The 13,604-nt window shown below is 72.6% G+C and carries 19 protein-coding genes; 7 read left to right on the top strand and 12 right to left on the bottom strand.

Annotated elements, in window-relative coordinates; all coding sequences use genetic code 11:
- Positions 1 to 59: 59 nt before the first annotated feature.
- From OG570_RS47335 to hisF, 5 genes are read right to left on the bottom strand one after another with little or no spacing between them, the layout of a single operon-like run.
- A complete protein-coding gene (locus OG570_RS47335; RefSeq protein WP_326955032.1) occupies positions 60 to 827 on the bottom strand; it encodes a hypothetical protein in 768 nt (255 codons plus the stop codon).
- Positions 828 to 871: 44 nt separating this feature from the next.
- Positions 872 to 1,234 (bottom strand): DUF1304 domain-containing protein, encoded by a 363-nt coding sequence (locus OG570_RS47340; RefSeq protein WP_326947399.1) that lies wholly within the window; start codon positions 1,232 to 1,234, stop codon positions 872 to 874.
- Complete coding sequence (gene hisI / locus OG570_RS47345) at positions 1,231 to 1,596, bottom strand: phosphoribosyl-AMP cyclohydrolase (RefSeq protein ID WP_326947398.1); 366 nt, start codon at positions 1,594 to 1,596, stop codon at positions 1,231 to 1,233. Before hisI ends, OG570_RS47340 begins: the two co-directional genes overlap by 4 nt.
- A complete protein-coding gene (locus OG570_RS47350) occupies positions 1,593 to 1,970 on the bottom strand; it encodes a hypothetical protein (RefSeq protein WP_326947397.1) in 378 nt (125 codons plus the stop codon). The genes hisI and OG570_RS47350 overlap by 4 nt, the downstream gene beginning before the upstream one ends.
- The gene (gene hisF, locus OG570_RS47355) at positions 1,967 to 2,740 is read right to left on the bottom strand and encodes an imidazole glycerol phosphate synthase subunit HisF (RefSeq protein ID WP_326947396.1); all 774 of its coding nucleotides are present in this window, start codon (positions 2,738 to 2,740) and stop codon (positions 1,967 to 1,969) included. Before hisF ends, OG570_RS47350 begins: the two co-directional genes overlap by 4 nt.
- 38 nt (positions 2,741 to 2,778) lie before the next feature.
- On the opposite strand from hisF, the gene OG570_RS47360 reads away from it, so the two are divergent.
- A complete protein-coding gene (locus tag OG570_RS47360; RefSeq protein WP_326955033.1) occupies positions 2,779 to 3,387 on the top strand; it encodes a TetR/AcrR family transcriptional regulator in 609 nt (202 codons plus the stop codon).
- Between the two features lie 268 nt (positions 3,388 to 3,655).
- On the opposite strand, the gene OG570_RS47365 is transcribed toward OG570_RS47360, so the two are convergent.
- Positions 3,656 to 5,284 carry a hypothetical protein gene (locus tag OG570_RS47365; protein ID WP_326955034.1) on the bottom strand — a complete coding sequence of 543 codons (1,629 nt, stop codon included), beginning with the start codon at positions 5,282 to 5,284 and terminating at the stop codon, positions 3,656 to 3,658.
- Between the two features lie 294 nt (positions 5,285 to 5,578).
- Between OG570_RS47365 and OG570_RS47370 the strand changes: the two genes are divergently transcribed.
- On the top strand, positions 5,579 to 6,076 hold the full coding sequence (locus OG570_RS47370) for a SigE family RNA polymerase sigma factor (protein ID WP_326947393.1): 498 nt from the start codon (positions 5,579 to 5,581) through the stop codon (positions 6,074 to 6,076).
- Positions 6,073 to 7,053, top strand: a complete 981-nt coding sequence (locus OG570_RS47375; RefSeq protein ID WP_326955035.1) for a hypothetical protein — start codon at positions 6,073 to 6,075, stop codon at positions 7,051 to 7,053. The genes OG570_RS47370 and OG570_RS47375 overlap by 4 nt, the downstream gene beginning before the upstream one ends.
- Here the strand turns inward: OG570_RS47375 and OG570_RS47380 are convergent.
- A complete protein-coding gene (locus OG570_RS47380; protein WP_326955036.1) occupies positions 7,043 to 7,990 on the bottom strand; it encodes a hypothetical protein in 948 nt (315 codons plus the stop codon). The two genes, OG570_RS47375 and OG570_RS47380, sit on opposite strands and share 11 nt — an antisense overlap.
- A 142-nt stretch (positions 7,991 to 8,132) precedes the next feature.
- On the opposite strand from OG570_RS47380, the gene OG570_RS47385 reads away from it, so the two are divergent.
- From OG570_RS47385 to OG570_RS47395, 3 genes are read left to right on the top strand one after another with little or no spacing between them, the layout of a single operon-like run.
- Positions 8,133 to 8,846 carry an ABC transporter ATP-binding protein gene (locus OG570_RS47385; RefSeq protein WP_326955037.1) on the top strand — a complete coding sequence of 238 codons (714 nt, stop codon included), beginning with the start codon at positions 8,133 to 8,135 and terminating at the stop codon, positions 8,844 to 8,846.
- Positions 8,843 to 9,577, top strand: coding sequence for an ABC transporter permease (locus OG570_RS47390; RefSeq protein WP_326955038.1), 735 nt, complete (start codon positions 8,843 to 8,845; stop codon positions 9,575 to 9,577). The genes OG570_RS47385 and OG570_RS47390 overlap by 4 nt, the downstream gene beginning before the upstream one ends.
- A gap of 13 nt (positions 9,578 to 9,590) precedes the next feature.
- On the top strand, positions 9,591 to 9,977 hold the full coding sequence (locus OG570_RS47395; RefSeq protein ID WP_326947388.1) for a PPOX class F420-dependent oxidoreductase: 387 nt from the start codon (positions 9,591 to 9,593) through the stop codon (positions 9,975 to 9,977).
- Here OG570_RS47395 and OG570_RS47400 read toward each other — a convergent pair.
- From OG570_RS47400 to OG570_RS47420, 5 genes are all read right to left on the bottom strand, one after another.
- Positions 9,961 to 10,437 carry a GNAT family N-acetyltransferase gene (locus tag OG570_RS47400; RefSeq protein ID WP_326947387.1) on the bottom strand — a complete coding sequence of 159 codons (477 nt, stop codon included), beginning with the start codon at positions 10,435 to 10,437 and terminating at the stop codon, positions 9,961 to 9,963. The genes OG570_RS47395 and OG570_RS47400 overlap by 17 nt on opposite strands.
- A gap of 48 nt (positions 10,438 to 10,485) precedes the next feature.
- Complete coding sequence (locus OG570_RS47405) at positions 10,486 to 10,827, bottom strand: DUF1330 domain-containing protein (protein ID WP_326955039.1); 342 nt, start codon at positions 10,825 to 10,827, stop codon at positions 10,486 to 10,488.
- A 74-nt stretch (positions 10,828 to 10,901) separates the two neighbouring features.
- Positions 10,902 to 11,639, bottom strand: a complete 738-nt coding sequence (priA, locus tag OG570_RS47410) for a bifunctional 1-(5-phosphoribosyl)-5-((5-phosphoribosylamino)methylideneamino)imidazole-4-carboxamide isomerase/phosphoribosylanthranilate isomerase PriA (protein WP_326955040.1) — start codon at positions 11,637 to 11,639, stop codon at positions 10,902 to 10,904.
- A 36-nt stretch (positions 11,640 to 11,675) separates the two neighbouring features.
- Positions 11,676 to 12,296 carry an imidazole glycerol phosphate synthase subunit HisH gene (hisH, locus tag OG570_RS47415; RefSeq protein ID WP_326951457.1) on the bottom strand — a complete coding sequence of 207 codons (621 nt, stop codon included), beginning with the start codon at positions 12,294 to 12,296 and terminating at the stop codon, positions 11,676 to 11,678.
- A gap of 32 nt (positions 12,297 to 12,328) precedes the next feature.
- On the bottom strand, positions 12,329 to 13,204 hold the full coding sequence (locus OG570_RS47420; RefSeq protein ID WP_326955041.1) for a hypothetical protein: 876 nt from the start codon (positions 13,202 to 13,204) through the stop codon (positions 12,329 to 12,331).
- A gap of 171 nt (positions 13,205 to 13,375) precedes the next feature.
- Between OG570_RS47420 and OG570_RS47425 the strand changes: the two genes are divergently transcribed.
- Positions 13,376 to 13,564: a hypothetical protein gene (locus tag OG570_RS47425; RefSeq protein ID WP_326955042.1), complete on the top strand. Its 189-nt coding sequence runs from the start codon at positions 13,376 to 13,378 to the stop codon at positions 13,562 to 13,564.
- The last annotated feature ends 40 nt before the right edge of the window (positions 13,565 to 13,604 follow it).

Here is a 13,604-nt window from a genome sequence, read left to right on the forward strand (position 1 = left end):
GAGACAGCCGACACCCGGGCAACCGGACGTCGCGCCCGGGCGTGCAAGGGGGCAGGGCTTCAGCTCTGTGCCGTCGGACGGGCGCCGGGCTTCGGCTCGAGTGACCTGACCGGGACCGCGTACGGGCCGTTGCGGAAGAGGCCGCGCGGGAACAGCACCACCATCGAGCGGTCCGCCCCGCCGAAGCGCACCGGGGTGCCCGGGAAGTCCGTCATGTTCGCGGCGCCGTGCGTCGAACCGATCGACTGGGTGCGGATCCGGGTGTCGTCGCCGAGGGTCAGGATGACGGTGCACATGCCGCTGCCGCGGGTCACCGTGGCCGTCGCCGGACGCCAGCCGGACGCCGTCACCGCGCGATGACGGCGTCGCCAGTTGACCGCGGCCGCGACCGAGAACCCGAACCCCATCAGGGCGAAGACGATGACCACCAGCGGCGTGGCCGCGGCGATCTCGGGCGGCGAATCGGTGCCGGACGACGCGGGATCCCGCGTCAGCACCACGGCGGCAGCGACACCCGCCACGACGGTGACGACGGCCCAGAGCACCGCGAACCCGGTCGCGCGGAGGCCGAGCGCGCGCACGCGGGTGGTCTGGACGTCGAGGTCGACGTCGTCCCAGCCGGGCGGCACCACACCCGTGGCCGCCGCGTACCGGCGGCCGAGCCGGCGGGCCCAGCCCGCGCACAACGCCGACAGCGCCGCGAAGGGCACCACCAGCGGCATGTACGGCTCGCCCGCCACCAGCGCCAGGACCAGCGCGGCGACCGCGACAAGCCCCAGCAGCACACTCCCGGCGACCAGCGCCGCCCTCCCCCGCCGCAGCCCCACGGCCGCCCCCTTCCCCAGGGGACGGAGCGTAGACCGGACGGTGGTTACCTGGCCAGCAGCAGCGCGATCAGCGTCAGCACGCCCGGCACCACCTGCACGAACAGGATCCGCTTGTTCGCCGTCGCCGCGCCGTAGATGCCGGCGATGATCACGCAGACGATGCCGTAGAGCTTCAGCTGGTAGCCCGTGGGGTCGGTGGCGATCAGGCCCCAGACCAGCGCGAGGGCCAGGAAACCGTTGTACAGCCCCTGGTTCGCGGCCAGCGGCGCGCTCTCCTTGGCGAACTCCTCGGTGGTCCCGAACGCCGCGCGTCCGCGCGGGGTGTTCCAGAGGAACATCTCCAGGACGACGATGTAGACGTGGATCAGGGCGACCAGCCCGACCAGGATGTCGGCGGCGATCTTCACGCGGTGTGCTCTTTCTCGTCGGCCAGGAGCAGGCGCTCCTCGGTGTCGAAACAGGTGTGGGTGCCGGTGTGGCAGGCGGGACCGGTCTGGTCGACGCGCAGCAGGACGGTGTCGCCGTCGCAGTCGATGCGGACCTCGCGGACGTGCTGGTAGTGCCCGGACGTCTCGCCCTTGACCCACAGCTTCTGCCGGCTGCGGGAGAAGTACGTGCCCCGGCGGGTGGACAGGGTCGCCGCGAGGGCGTCGTCGTTCATCCAGGCCATCATCAGCACGTCCGAGGTGGCGTGTTCGACGACGACCGCGGCGATCAGGCCGTCGGCGTTGCGCTTGAGACGCGCCGAGACGCCCGCGTCGAGGTTCATGCTTCGGCTCCCAGCAGGTGCCGCTTCAGCGGCATGGAGTTCAACAGGACGAACGCGTAGCCGTAGCCGAAGAAGGACAGGCCGGAGAACACCTTGTTGAACCACAGTTCGGCGCCCAGCAGCAGGAACGCGTGCAGCAGCGCGAACACCACGGTGACGACCAGGCCGCCGATCCGGGCGCTGCCCATCTTCACCGCCAGCCCGGTGGTCACGACGCCGCCGAGGATCAGGGCGAGCGCGGGCGTCCGGTAGATGGCCAGGCTCGAGCCCGCGCTCAGCACGGGGATCAGGTCGAGCAGGGCCCACGCCACCGGCAAGCCGATCAGCAGGGCGGCGACGACCTTGACCTCGACGGGTGCGCGCCAGGACTTCATCGGACCTCCACCCCGCCGTCGCGCAGCGCGGTCTTGACCTCGCCGATCTTCAACTGTCCGAAGTGGAACACGCTGGCGGCGAGGACGGCGTCCGCGCCGGAGCGCACCGCGGGCAGGAAGTGCTCCAGGGCCCCCGCTCCCCCGCTGGCGATCACGGGCACCCGCACGGCCTTGCGGACCAGGTCGATCAGCTCGAGGTCGAAGCCGTTCTTGGTGCCGTCGGCGTCCATCGAGTTCAGCAGGATCTCGCCGACGCCGAGCTCCTCACCGCGCGCGGCCCACTCGACGGCGTCGATGCCGGTGCCGCGGCGCCCGCCGTGGGTGGTGACCTCGAAGCCGGACGGCGTCGCTTCGCCGCCTTCGGGCACGCGGCGCGCGTCGACCGACAGCACGATGCACTGGGCGCCGAACCGGCGCGAGGCCTCGTGGAGGAATTCCGGCCGGGCGATCGCGGCGGTGTTGATGCTGACCTTGTCCGCGCCGGTGCGCAGCAGCCGGTTGACGTCGTCGTTGCTGCGGACGCCGCCGCCGACGGTCAGCGGGATGAACACCTGCTCGGCGGTCCGGCGGACGACGTCGTAGGTGGTCTCGCGGTCGCCCGAGGACGCCGTGACGTCGAGGAACGTCAGCTCGTCGGCGCCCTCGGCGTCGTAACGCCGGGCCAGCTCGACGGGATCGCCGGCGTCGCGGAGGCCGGCGAAGTTGACACCCTTCACGACCCGGCCCGCGTCGACGTCGAGACAGGGGATCACCCGCACCGCGACAGACATGACCGCAAGCGTAGTCAAGGGCGTTCTAAGCTCGGGCAATGGCACAGGCGGGGCGGCGGCCGGGGCGGACGGAGACGCGGGAGAAGATCCTCGACGCGGCCCGGCACCGGTTCGCGGAGCTGGGGTACGACGGCGCGACGGTCCGCGGGATCGCCGCCGACGCCGGGGTGAACGCGGCGCTGCTGCACCACTTCTTCGGCAGCAAGCAGCAGCTTTTCGCGGCGTCGATGAACCTGCCGGTGAACCCGGCTTCACTGGTCCCGGCGATCCTCACGGGCCCGCGCTCGGGCGTGGGCGAACGGCTGGTGCGCGCCTTCCTGGCGCTCTGGGCCGCGCCGGAGGGGCGGACGCCGTTCCTCGCGATGCTGCGCGCCGCGGCGACGAACGAGCAGGTCGCGCTCATGATGCGCCAGTTCATCGAGCGCACGGTGCTGGCCGAGGTCGCCAAGGCGCTCGACGTGCCGCCGGTGCGCGTCACCGGGATCGCCGCGCAGATGATCGGCGTCGCGCTGCTGCGCTACGTGATCAAACTGCCCCCACTGGCCGACGCGGACGACGAGGAACTGGTCGCACTGCTCGCCCCGGTCGCGCAGTACTACCTCGACCCGGCACCCGGCGGTCAGGGCCCGGCCACCCGATCCGTCTAGCTCACCCAGGCGCGCGGGCTGCTCCCGGCGGCGCTCGCGGACGCCGACGACCGCAACCGGTGGTGCCGACGCCGCTCACGCCGGACCGGTGGCGCTGACACCGCTCGCGCCGGGACCGGACAACACGCCCGGCCGGTTTCGGCGACCGGCACCGCGTGCCGGGCCCGCCGCGGCTACCCGCACGGCCTCCTCGTCGCCGGGCCTACGGCGGCCGGTCGTGAGTGGCGAGGAGGGTTCCGCCCCTCCTGGACACTCACGACCGCCGCCGTCACCAGACGAAGATCCGCGGCATGCTCACCCGTGGTGGTGGCGCGATCCGGGGTACCCGGGCGATCTCCGGGGGCACCCGGAACGTGTCCGGCGGCGTGTAGCCGTGCAGGCCGTAATCGCGCGTTCCGTAGCTGCCCAGGCCGTAGTCGTACGGGTACCGCAGGCTGTAGTACTCCGGCGGTGGCAGGCGGAACGACTCGATGTCCGGAAGGGTGAGCTTCAGCTTGCCCGACGGGTCGTATTCCGGCGGTGGCCGCCGGGCCTCGATCACCTCCGTGACCTTCCGGTCCAGCTGGACCGGGGCGTCCCGCAGCGCCGAGACGGTCGTGGCGAACGTGCGCGCCAGGTCCTCCGCGCGCGGCGTGGCGTGCGCGACCGGCTTGGCGACGTCCGTCTGCCGGACCAGGTCCGCGGCCTCGCGGTCGACCGCCGCGCCGAGGTCCTGCGGGGCGCGCAGCACCAGCTCGGCCAAGCGGTCGTACGCCCGGGCGAGCCGGTCCTGCAGGCCCTTGTCCGCCGCCTCGACGAACGCCTGCACCAGCGGGTCCAGGAACGGGACGGCGTCCGTCACCGGTTTCGTGAGCGCCGCGATCCGTTCGGTGGCCACCTTCTCGACCTGCAGCGTCACCTTCTTCCGGCTGTCGGCGACCAGGTCGATGCCCGGCTCGGCCGGCCGTGCGTCGACGACCGCCCGCGCGGCTTCGACCTGCTCCGGCGTCACCTCGCCGGGCGTCGCCCGGCCGGTGCCCTCGACCCGCAGCTCCGGCCCGATCCCCGCGGCCTTGTCGCGGCTCACGGTCTCCGCGCGGACGGCGTCGTCGACCGCGGGCAGGCTGACGTCGTACGGCTTGGCGCTCGCCGCGCTGCTCCGCGCGGTGTCGAGCAGGTTCGGCAGCTGCGTGGCCCGCGCCGCGAGCGCGTCCCGGTAGGACTGCGGGAACGCCGCTTGGACCTTGTCGTAGAGCTTGCCGGCGACGCGCTCGGTCAGGCCCGCCTCGAGCTTCTTCGTCACCTCGGCGTAGCCCTGCTGCGCCACCTTGAACTTCACCTGCAGGTCCGTGGCCGGCACGCCCACCTGCATGCCGAACAGCGTCAGCGCCGCGAGTGTGGCCAGCCCGGCGGCCGCCGGTCCGCTGTACTTCGTGTAGAAGTCCGCGGCCCGCCCCAGCCCGGCTGCGGTGCGTCCGCGCCACGGCCCGGCGTCCCGGCGGGCGAGCAGCAGGCAGGTCAGCAGGTAGACGCCGATCAGCACGGCGAACACCGAGAACTCGCTCAGCTTCAGGTGGTCCGAGAAGAACCGCGACACCGTCTCGAAGAACCGCTGCAGTGAGATCAGCCAGCCGACGCCCGACGTGTCGCCGAACCACTGCAGGTACGCCGACAGCAGGAAGTACGCCGTCGCCGCCACGCCGATGGGCACGAGGTAGAGCACCCCGAACGAAGCCAGGTGGTACCGGAACCCCGGGCCCTCCCGCACCTGCTCGGCCGTGAACCGCCGCGGGTAGCCGCGGCCGAACCGCACCAGCCCCCAGATCACGCCCACGACCAGCGCGAACGGGCCGGCCACGAACGCCGCCACGAGCACCACCGAGACGGCCAGAGCCGCCCGCTGCTTCCCCGCCGTCATCTCCCCCTCCGATCTGTCCGGTTCAGGAAAGCACGGCCCACCGACAGGTTTTCCGAGGCGATCCACGGCACCGCCGAAGGCCGGGAACGCAGCGGAGCCGCCACTCACCCGGACTCGTGAACAACCGTGACGGAGCAAGACCGAACCGCCCGGCATCTGCCGCTCAGTGACGGACAAGGCTCGCGAGCTGGGCCGAACCGGTGAACTCCGTCACGAAAGAAACTTCCCGGCCGCGTGCATCAACTCGGCCGTCCCGGACGTCCATGAAGGTGACAGGCGGGCGAAGGGACGTACGTGGGCTTCGAAGAGTTCGTGGCGGAGCGGCTGGACGGGCTGCTCCGCTACGCGACCGTCCTGACGAACGACCCGCACCTCGCGCAGGACATCGTCCAGGACGTCCTGCTGCGCGCGCAGCAGCGCTGGGACGGCATCGACGCCCCGCCGACCTACGTCCGCAAGATGGTCACCAACGAGTACCTGTCGTGGCGCCGCCGGGCCGTGCGGCGGATGGTGCCGAGCAGCCACGAGGTCCTCGACGCGCTGTCCCCGCCCGAAGCCGACCCCGCCACCGCCTACGACGAGCGGGACGCGATGCTCGCCCTGCTCGCCACGCTCCCCCGCAAGCAGCGCGCCGCGGTCGTGCTGCGCTACTACGAGGACTACTCGGACGCCGAGATCGCCGCCGTCCTGCGCTGCGGCACCTCCACCGTGCGCAGCCAGATCTCCCGTGCCCTGGCCACCCTCCGGGACGCACCCCACCCCGCGCCCCTGACCACCGGAGCCCCCGAATGACCCGCAGCGACCACGAGACCGAGACGCTGATCCGGGAGAGCCTCGACCGCCTCGCCGCCCGCGCGCCGGACGGCCACGCGGTCCGGGACGCGCTCGCGGACGCCCGGCGCCGTCGTCCGGTCGCGCGGCTGACGCTGGTGGCCGCCGCCGTGGTGCTGCTGGTGGCCGGGGTCTTCGTCGGCACGCAGGTGCTCACGAGCCCGCCGGTGCTCGACCCGGCCGCGGGCCGCCCGGTGCTCGGCTACACCCCCGGCTGGCTGCCCGACGGCTTCACCGAGCAGAGCCGCGAAGGCGGCCCGGGCCTCACGCCGCAGGTCCGCCGGTGGTTCGCCGGGCCGGCGGAGGTCACGCTGTCGGCGTACCCGACGGCCGATCCCGAGTGGTCGCGGACCGCGCTGAAGATCGCGTCGATCAAGGACCAGATCGTGGTGCACGGCCGGGTCGCCATGGTCACCGGCGACACCGGCACCGCCGCCCTGCTCACCTGGCTGGCCGACGACGACCACGTGCTCACCGCCCGGGTCGGCGGGGTGCCGGACGCCCGCGCGGTCGCCCAGCGGATCGCCGAGTCGGTCGAGGCGACCCCGGTCGGCGTCCGCGGCGAGCTGCGGTTCGGGCCGCTGCCGGCGGGGCTGACGGAACGCTCGGCCGCCGTCCGGGGCACCGGCCCGGACGACGCGAGCACCGAGCTGACGGCGGCCGACCCGGCCCGCCCGTCGGTCCCGGCCGTGACGGCCGCCGTCGGCGCCGGCTCGCCCGGGATCGGCGGCGCCGCAAGCATTTCCGTGCGCGCCGGCCCCGGGTTCTACTCCGCGCCGAAGCCCGGCGAACCCGCGCTGGTCGCGGTCCGGCTGCCGTCCGGGCGCTGGCTGACGGTGACCGGGCCGCAGCCGGAGGCCGTGCTGGTCGCCGTCGCGGACGGCGTCCAGCTCGACCCTTCGCCCGACTACCGCTGGCTCGGGCGGCCTACCAGCTGACCGTCGGGAACCAGATGATCCCGAGCCGGCCGAGCACGCGCACGTCCCAGTAGAGCAGCGTGAACGTGCCGCCGACGAGCAGCGCCGCGCCCGTCACGGCGGCGATGCGGCCCGGCTTCGCGGCCAGCCAGCGCTGCACGCGCCCGCCCGTCGCGTGCGTCAGGATCAGGAACAGCACGCCCATGATCACGATGTTGCCGAGTGACTGCAGGGCGAACGCGGCGGCGCCGTAGAACACGTTGTGCTGCTCCGCGGCGCTGCGGAACATGATCCGGAACAGCGGGTAGGGCCGGCCGATGAGGAACCCGCCGATCAGCGCGCCCATCAGGACCAGCGGCGCGGCCGGGTGCCGCCGGGTCAGCGCGCCGATCGGGTTGCCGATCACGCCCACCGAAGCCAGGCCCAGCACCAGGAACACCAGGCCGACGACGCCGAAGGCGACCATCGACTGGATGCTGCGCGGCGTCAGCCCGCTGGCCGGCGCGGTGTCGAACTGCGGCATCCGCGTGCCGACCAGCGCGACGATCACGCCGTAGACGATCGACACGGTGAGCATGCCCGCCGCGATCCAGCCGAGCGGCTTGAGCGTCGTCGCGAACCGCCGTTTCCCGCCCGCCTCGGCGCCGACCAGCGGCGCGACCGCGCCGAACGCGGCGATGTTGCAGGCGGTGAACGAGCCGGCGAGCCCGGAGACGAACGCGAACAGCGTCCCGGCGAGCACGCCGCCGATCGGGGTGGCCTTCGCGTCGTAGCCGAGCAACGTGTTGGCGACGCTGTCGCCGATGACGGAGTCGACGAACGGTGCCGACCAGAGCGCCGTCAACGCGAACCCGGCGAGGACCGCGATGACCACGACCCGCGCCCGGTGCGCGGGATACGGGCCCGAGCCGAAGAAACCCGCTTGCGGATGAACCGGAACCTGCTGTGTGACGGCCATCTACACCCTCCAGTGTGCGGGAAAAACCCAGCCCGCAAAGCGTTGCAAATATTCCGTTGAAGCGCTTCCGCCGAACTGCGCCTCCGCGTTGAGCCGGAAGCCCGCTTGACGCCGTGACCTCGGCGAGCGCAGAATTAATCGCATGACTAATTCTGCCGTCGAGGTCACCTGCCTGCGGGTCCGCCGCGGCGGGCGGCCGGTGGTGCGCGACGTGAGCTTCGCGGTCCCGCGCGGTGTGGTCACCGGGCTGCTCGGCCCGAGCGGCTGCGGCAAGACGACGCTGCTGCGCGCGATCGTCGGCGTGCAGCTCGTCGAGAGCGGCACCGTCACCGTGCTGGGGCTGCCCGCGGGCAGCCCGCCGCTGCGGCGCCGGATCGGCTACGCGACGCAGAACCCGGCGATCTACGCGGACCTGACCGTCCGGGAGGCGCTGCGCTACTTCGCCGCGGTGCTGCGCGCCCCGGTGTCCGATGTGGACCGGGTCATCGGCGAGGTCGGCCTGGGCGACCACGCCGGGAAGCTCGTCGGCTCGCTCTCGGGCGGGCAGCACAACCGCGCGAACCTCGCCGTCGCGCTGCTCGGCAAGCCCGAGCTGCTGGTGCTCGACGAGCCGACCGTCGGGCTCGACCCGGTGCTGCGCGACGAGCTGTGGGCGCTGTTCCGCCGGCTCGCCGAAGGCGGCGCCACGCTGCTGGTGTCCAGCCACGTCATGGACGAAGCCGCGCGCTGCGACCGGCTCCTGCTGATGCGCGAGGGCGTCCTGCTGGCCGACGACGCGCCGGCGGAGCTGCGACGGCGTACCGGCGCCGCCGACCTCGAGCAGGCGTTCCTGCGGCTCGTGCGGGTCGCGTCGTGAGCCCCGCGCTGACGCTCGCCACCACGCGGCGCATCCTGGCCCAGCTGCGGCACGACCCGCGCACCGTCGTGATGCTGGTCCTGGTGCCGACGCTGCTGATGATCCTGCTGCGGTACGTCTTCAACTCGACGGTGGTGTTCAGCCACGTCGCACCCGCGCTGCTCGGCGTTTTCCCGTTCCTGATCATGTTCCTGATCGCGTCGATCACGACGTTGCGCGAGCGGACCACGGCCACCCTGGAGCGGCTGATGACGCTCCCCCTCGGCCGGCTCGACCTGCTTTTCGGCTACGCGCTGGCGTTCGGCGTGCTCGCCGTCGTCCAGGTGGCGCTCGCGACGGCCGTCTCGCTGTCCTGGCTGGGCCTCGACCTGGCGGGCCCGGTCGTGCTGCTGCTGGTGATCGCCGTCCTCGACGCGCTGCTCGGGATGGCGCTCGGGCTGTTCGTCAGCGCGTTCGCGCGCACCGAGTTCCAGGCCATCCAGTTCATGCCGGTGTTCGTGCTGCCGCAGATCCTGCTGTGCGGCCTGATCGCGGCGCGCGAGGACATGGGCCGGCCGCTGCGGTGGCTGTCCGACGTGATGCCGCTGTCCTACGCGGTCGAGGCGCTGAACCGCGTCACGGCTTCGCCGACGGTGGACGCGGTGATCCTGCGGAACCTGGCGGTCGTCGCCGGCTGCGCGCTGCTGGCGCTGGTCCTCGGCGCGGCGACGCTGCGGCGCCGGACGCCCTGACTACCGTGGACGCATGGCATCCGAAACGGATCGGCTCGCGGCCGAGCGCTACGTCGTCCTGACCACGTTCCGCAAGGACGGCCGCGCCGTGCCGACCCCGATCTGGGTCGCCGGCGACGGCGGCGAGCTCGTCTTCAACTCGGTCCGGGACGTGGGCAAGGTCAAGCGGATCCGCAACAGCGGCCGCGTCGAGGTCCAGGCCTGCGACCTGCGCGGCAAGAAGACGCACGGCGCGGTGGCGAGCGGCCAGGCCCGGCTGCTGGACCTCGAGGAGACCAAGCGGGCCCAGCAGGTGATCGGGCGCAAGTACGGCGTCGTCGGGCGGGTGTCGATGTTCTTCTCGAAGCTGCGCGGCCCGGCCGACCGGACGGTCGGGATCGCCGTCAAGCTGAGCGAGTGAAGCCCCGGAACCCCCGCCGCAGGTAGTTCGGCAGGGCGTTCGGGTGATCGAGGGTCGAGGTGTGCAGCCAGACCCGGCGCGCGTCCGGCACCGTCCACGCGGCCGCGACGACGAGCGTGAGCGCGTACCCGCCGAGCCCCTTCCCGACAAACTCGGGCAGCAGCCCGAACGTCGTGATCTCGACGTCGTCGCCGGGCTGCGGCTCGAAGTCGGCGGCGCCGGCGATCTCCCCGCGGTACTCGACCAGGCGGTAGCGCCGGTGCGGCTCGGCGAGCCAGCGCGCCCAGTCGTCGTCGGTCCGGGACGCGCTCGGCCAGCGGTAGGGCGTCCCGATCCGGACGTGCAGCTCGCGGATGAGCGGCGAGGCCTCGACGGTGCGCAGGGTCACCCCGTCGACCGGCGGCGCCGGGGTGAGCTGGCCGGCCGCGGTCATCTCGAGCTGGGTGACGATCTCCTCCACCGCGGCAACCTAGTGGTTCGGCGTGGTCCTGTCAGCCGCTTTTCGGCGTCAACCCGCCGCGCGCAGCGCCGCCGCCATGGCCGCCGAGTCGTGGTCCGGCCCGCAGCCTTCGACGATGACCAGGTCACCCGGGATGTGGTCGGCGCGCAGGCGCAGGATCGCCTGGTAGGCGGGCGAGTCGTACCACTCGCGAGCCACCGCGGCATCCGGGAACTCGATCACCACGAGCGCGCCGGGCCACTCGCCTTCCAGCACCTGGACGTCGGCGCCGTGCACGACGAACCTGCCGCCGTACGGATCGAGCGTGGCCTGGATGCGTTCCAGGTACCGGAAGACGTCCTCGGGTAGCACGGCGGGCGGACGCAGGTGCGCGATTCCGTAGGCGGTCATGGTGGTCCTTTCGTTGTCCTGAAAGGAATCCTGCTCGCCCGCGCGCACCGCGTCGATTACCCCGGAGGTAACCTTCAGACCTGCGCGACCGCCGCCAGCGCCTCGGGCAGCGTGAACGCCCCCGCGTACAGCGCCTTGCCGACGATCGACCCCTCGACGCCGTCCGACTCCAGGCCGGCCAGCGCGACCAGGTCGTCCACACTGGACACGCCGCCGGACGCGATCACCGGGGCGTCGGTGCGGGCGACGACCTCGCGCAGCAGGTCGAGGTTCGGGCCCTTCAGCGTGCCGTCCTTGCTCACGTCCGTCACGACGTAGCGGGACGCGCCGTCGCGGTCGAGGCGGTCCAGGACCTCCCACAGGTCGCCGCCGTCGGACGTCCAGCCGCGGGCCGAAAGCCGGTGGCCGGCCTCGGTGATGCGGACGTCGAGGCCGATCGCGACGCGGTCGCCGTACTCGCCGATCACGCGCGCGGTCCACTCGGGATCCTCGAGCGCGGCGGTGCCGAGGTTGACGCGGCGGGCGCCGGTGGCCAGCGCGGCCTTCAGCGAGGCGTCGTCGCGGATGCCGCCGGAGAGCTCGACCCGCACGTCGAGCCGGCCGACGACCTCGGCGAGCAGCTCGCGGTTGCTGCCCTTGCCGAACGCGGCGTCGAGGTCGACCAGGTGGATCCACTCGGCACCGTCGCGCTGCCAGGCCAGCGCGGCCTCCAGCGGGCTGCCATAGGAGGTCTCGGTGCCGGCCTCGCCCTGGACGAGTCGCACGGCCTGGCCATCGGCCACATCAACGGCGGGAAGCAGCGTGAAAGTCACGCCGGTAACTCTAGGGCGGCGGCCCCGGTCACCCGGTCAGAGGGTCGCGAGCCAGTTGCGCAGCAGCTGCGCACCGGCGTCACCGGACTTCTCCGGGTGGAACTGGGTCGCCCAGAGCGGGCCGTTCTCCACCGCCGCGACGAAGTCCTCGCCGTGGTTGGCCCAGGTGACCTTCGGCTCGCGGCCGGGCAGGCCCGACTCCAGCTCCCACGTGCGGGCGGCGTAGGAGTGCACGAAGTAGAAGCGCTCCTCGGGATCGAGGCCCGCGAACAGCTGAGAGTCTGCCGGTGCGCGCACGGTGTTCCAGCCCATGTGCGGCAGCACGTCGGCCTTCAGCCGGTCGACCGTGCCGGGCCACTCCCCCGTGCCTTCGGTCTCCTCGCCGTGTTCGACGCCGCGCTCGAAGAGGATCTGCATGCCGACGCAGATGCCCAGCACGGGACGGCCGCCGGCGAGGCGCTTGCCGATGATCCGCTGCCCCCTGACCGACAGCAGGCCGGCCATGCAGGCGGAGTACGCGCCGACGCCGGGCACGACCAGGCCGTCGGCTTCGACGGCGGCGTGCGGGTCGGCGGTGACCTCGACTTCGGCCCCGGCGCGCGCCACAGCGCGTTCGGCGGAGCGGAGGTTGCCGGAACCGTAGTCGAGAATCACCACACGAGACACGCCACACAGCGTAGCCGGAGGGCTCAGCGGCGCTCGAACGAATAGACGTCGGTCACCGTGTTGCACGGCGACGGCGGCACGACCTCGACCCGCAGGACCCCCGTCGGCGCGTCGTAGTCGACGCCTTCCGGGGTGAACGTGCCGGTGCAGGTGCTGACCAGCGGCACCTGGCCGAGCTCGCGCACCTTCGCCGTGACGTCGTGACCGTTGAGCGGCCGCGCCAGGTCGACCTGCAGCAGCTGCAGGTTCGTCGGGTACAGGTCGTTGTTCGGGTCCGACGTCGCGCAGACCAGCCGCGTCGAGCTGACGAAGTCGCAGCCCTGGGCGCTGCGGATGTGGTGGTCGAGGTGGATGCGGGCGGCGATCGGCAGGTCACCGGCGACGCGCGGGGCACGCGGGTTGAGGAACGGCGTCGGCGAGACGTAGAGCCGGTCGACCTCGCCGAGCGGGCCGGACACCAGCCACTGGCCGTCGGGAGTGGCCGCGACCTGGGCGTTCGCGTTGACGGCCGGCTCATCGGCCTGCAGCGGGTGGACGAACTCCGTCGTCGTCCCGTCCGGCTTGGTGACCAGGTACATCTTCTTCGCCGGCGTCGGGGTGACGGTGTCCTGGTAGACGTCGAAGACGTAGCCGCGCAGGGAGTCGGGGTCCCCGACGTGGCCCCAGCCCTCGTCCTTGAGCGGCTGCGGGATGGTCGCGCCGTTGCGGTAGACGGTCTCGGGGGCCTGCCCGGGCAGCCGGAGCGTCGTGATGCCCTCGCCGCTCACGCGGTTCTCGGCGGTGGTGTGGCCGACCTGGCGCCACGGGTTGCCCTGGGCGGCGGCAACGCCGGTGCCGGCGCCGCCGAGCAGGGCTGTGGTGGTCAGGGCGAGCAGACTTGCCGTCCGCAGTGCGCGCATGTGCGCTCCTCGGGAGTTGAGGCCATGGCGGCGGCGACGCGATTCTGCCATGGGTGGGTGACGCGCCGGAAGAATCTTGAAGACCTGCGTTTCGGCGTCCCGGTCGCTGGGTATCTAGCCACCCGATCGTGTGAGCGCGCTTCCGCGCGCCCGAAACGCCAGGAGGCGGAGATGGCCGAGAACGATGTGCTGTCCCAGATGCTCGACGCCTGGCGCGACGACGTCGAAAGCGTCCCGTTCCCCCAGTTCAGCGAGCTGCTGATCCCGCGCCAGCAGGTCCGGCCACGGGTCGAGCGACGCTGCACCGCGCGTCCTTCTGTCGCCCGCGTGACGAACGCCACGCAGGGGACAGACGCCTGACTGTGGTTTCCTGCGGGGACCGCACCGACGCGTCCCCTTG

This window comes from Amycolatopsis sp. NBC_01286 (assembly GCF_035982555.1).
Taxonomy (GTDB): domain Bacteria; phylum Actinomycetota; class Actinomycetes; order Mycobacteriales; family Pseudonocardiaceae; genus Amycolatopsis.

Coding starts and splice junctions, on each gene's coding strand:
- hisI (WP_326947398.1), bottom strand. CDS start 1,596: ATGAACCTCGACGCGGGCGTCTCGGCGCGTCTCAAGCGCAACGCCGAC.
- OG570_RS47350 (WP_326947397.1), bottom strand. CDS start 1,970: ATGAAGTCCTGGCGCGCACCCGTCGAGGTCAAGGTCGTCGCCGCCCTG.
- hisF (WP_326947396.1), bottom strand. CDS start 2,740: ATGTCTGTCGCGGTGCGGGTGATCCCCTGTCTCGACGTCGACGCGGGC.
- OG570_RS47360 (WP_326955033.1), top strand. CDS start 2,779: ATGGCACAGGCGGGGCGGCGGCCGGGGCGGACGGAGACGCGGGAGAAG.
- OG570_RS47365 (WP_326955034.1), bottom strand. CDS start 5,284: ATGACGGCGGGGAAGCAGCGGGCGGCTCTGGCCGTCTCGGTGGTGCTC.
- OG570_RS47375 (WP_326955035.1), top strand. CDS start 6,073: ATGACCCGCAGCGACCACGAGACCGAGACGCTGATCCGGGAGAGCCTC.
- OG570_RS47380 (WP_326955036.1), bottom strand. CDS start 7,990: ATGGCCGTCACACAGCAGGTTCCGGTTCATCCGCAAGCGGGTTTCTTC.
- OG570_RS47385 (WP_326955037.1), top strand. CDS start 8,133: ATGACTAATTCTGCCGTCGAGGTCACCTGCCTGCGGGTCCGCCGCGGC.
- OG570_RS47395 (WP_326947388.1), top strand. CDS start 9,591: ATGGCATCCGAAACGGATCGGCTCGCGGCCGAGCGCTACGTCGTCCTG.
- OG570_RS47405 (WP_326955039.1), bottom strand. CDS start 10,827: ATGACCGCCTACGGAATCGCGCACCTGCGTCCGCCCGCCGTGCTACCC.
- OG570_RS47420 (WP_326955041.1), bottom strand. CDS start 13,204: ATGCGCGCACTGCGGACGGCAAGTCTGCTCGCCCTGACCACCACAGCC.
- OG570_RS47425 (WP_326955042.1), top strand. CDS start 13,376: ATGGCCGAGAACGATGTGCTGTCCCAGATGCTCGACGCCTGGCGCGAC.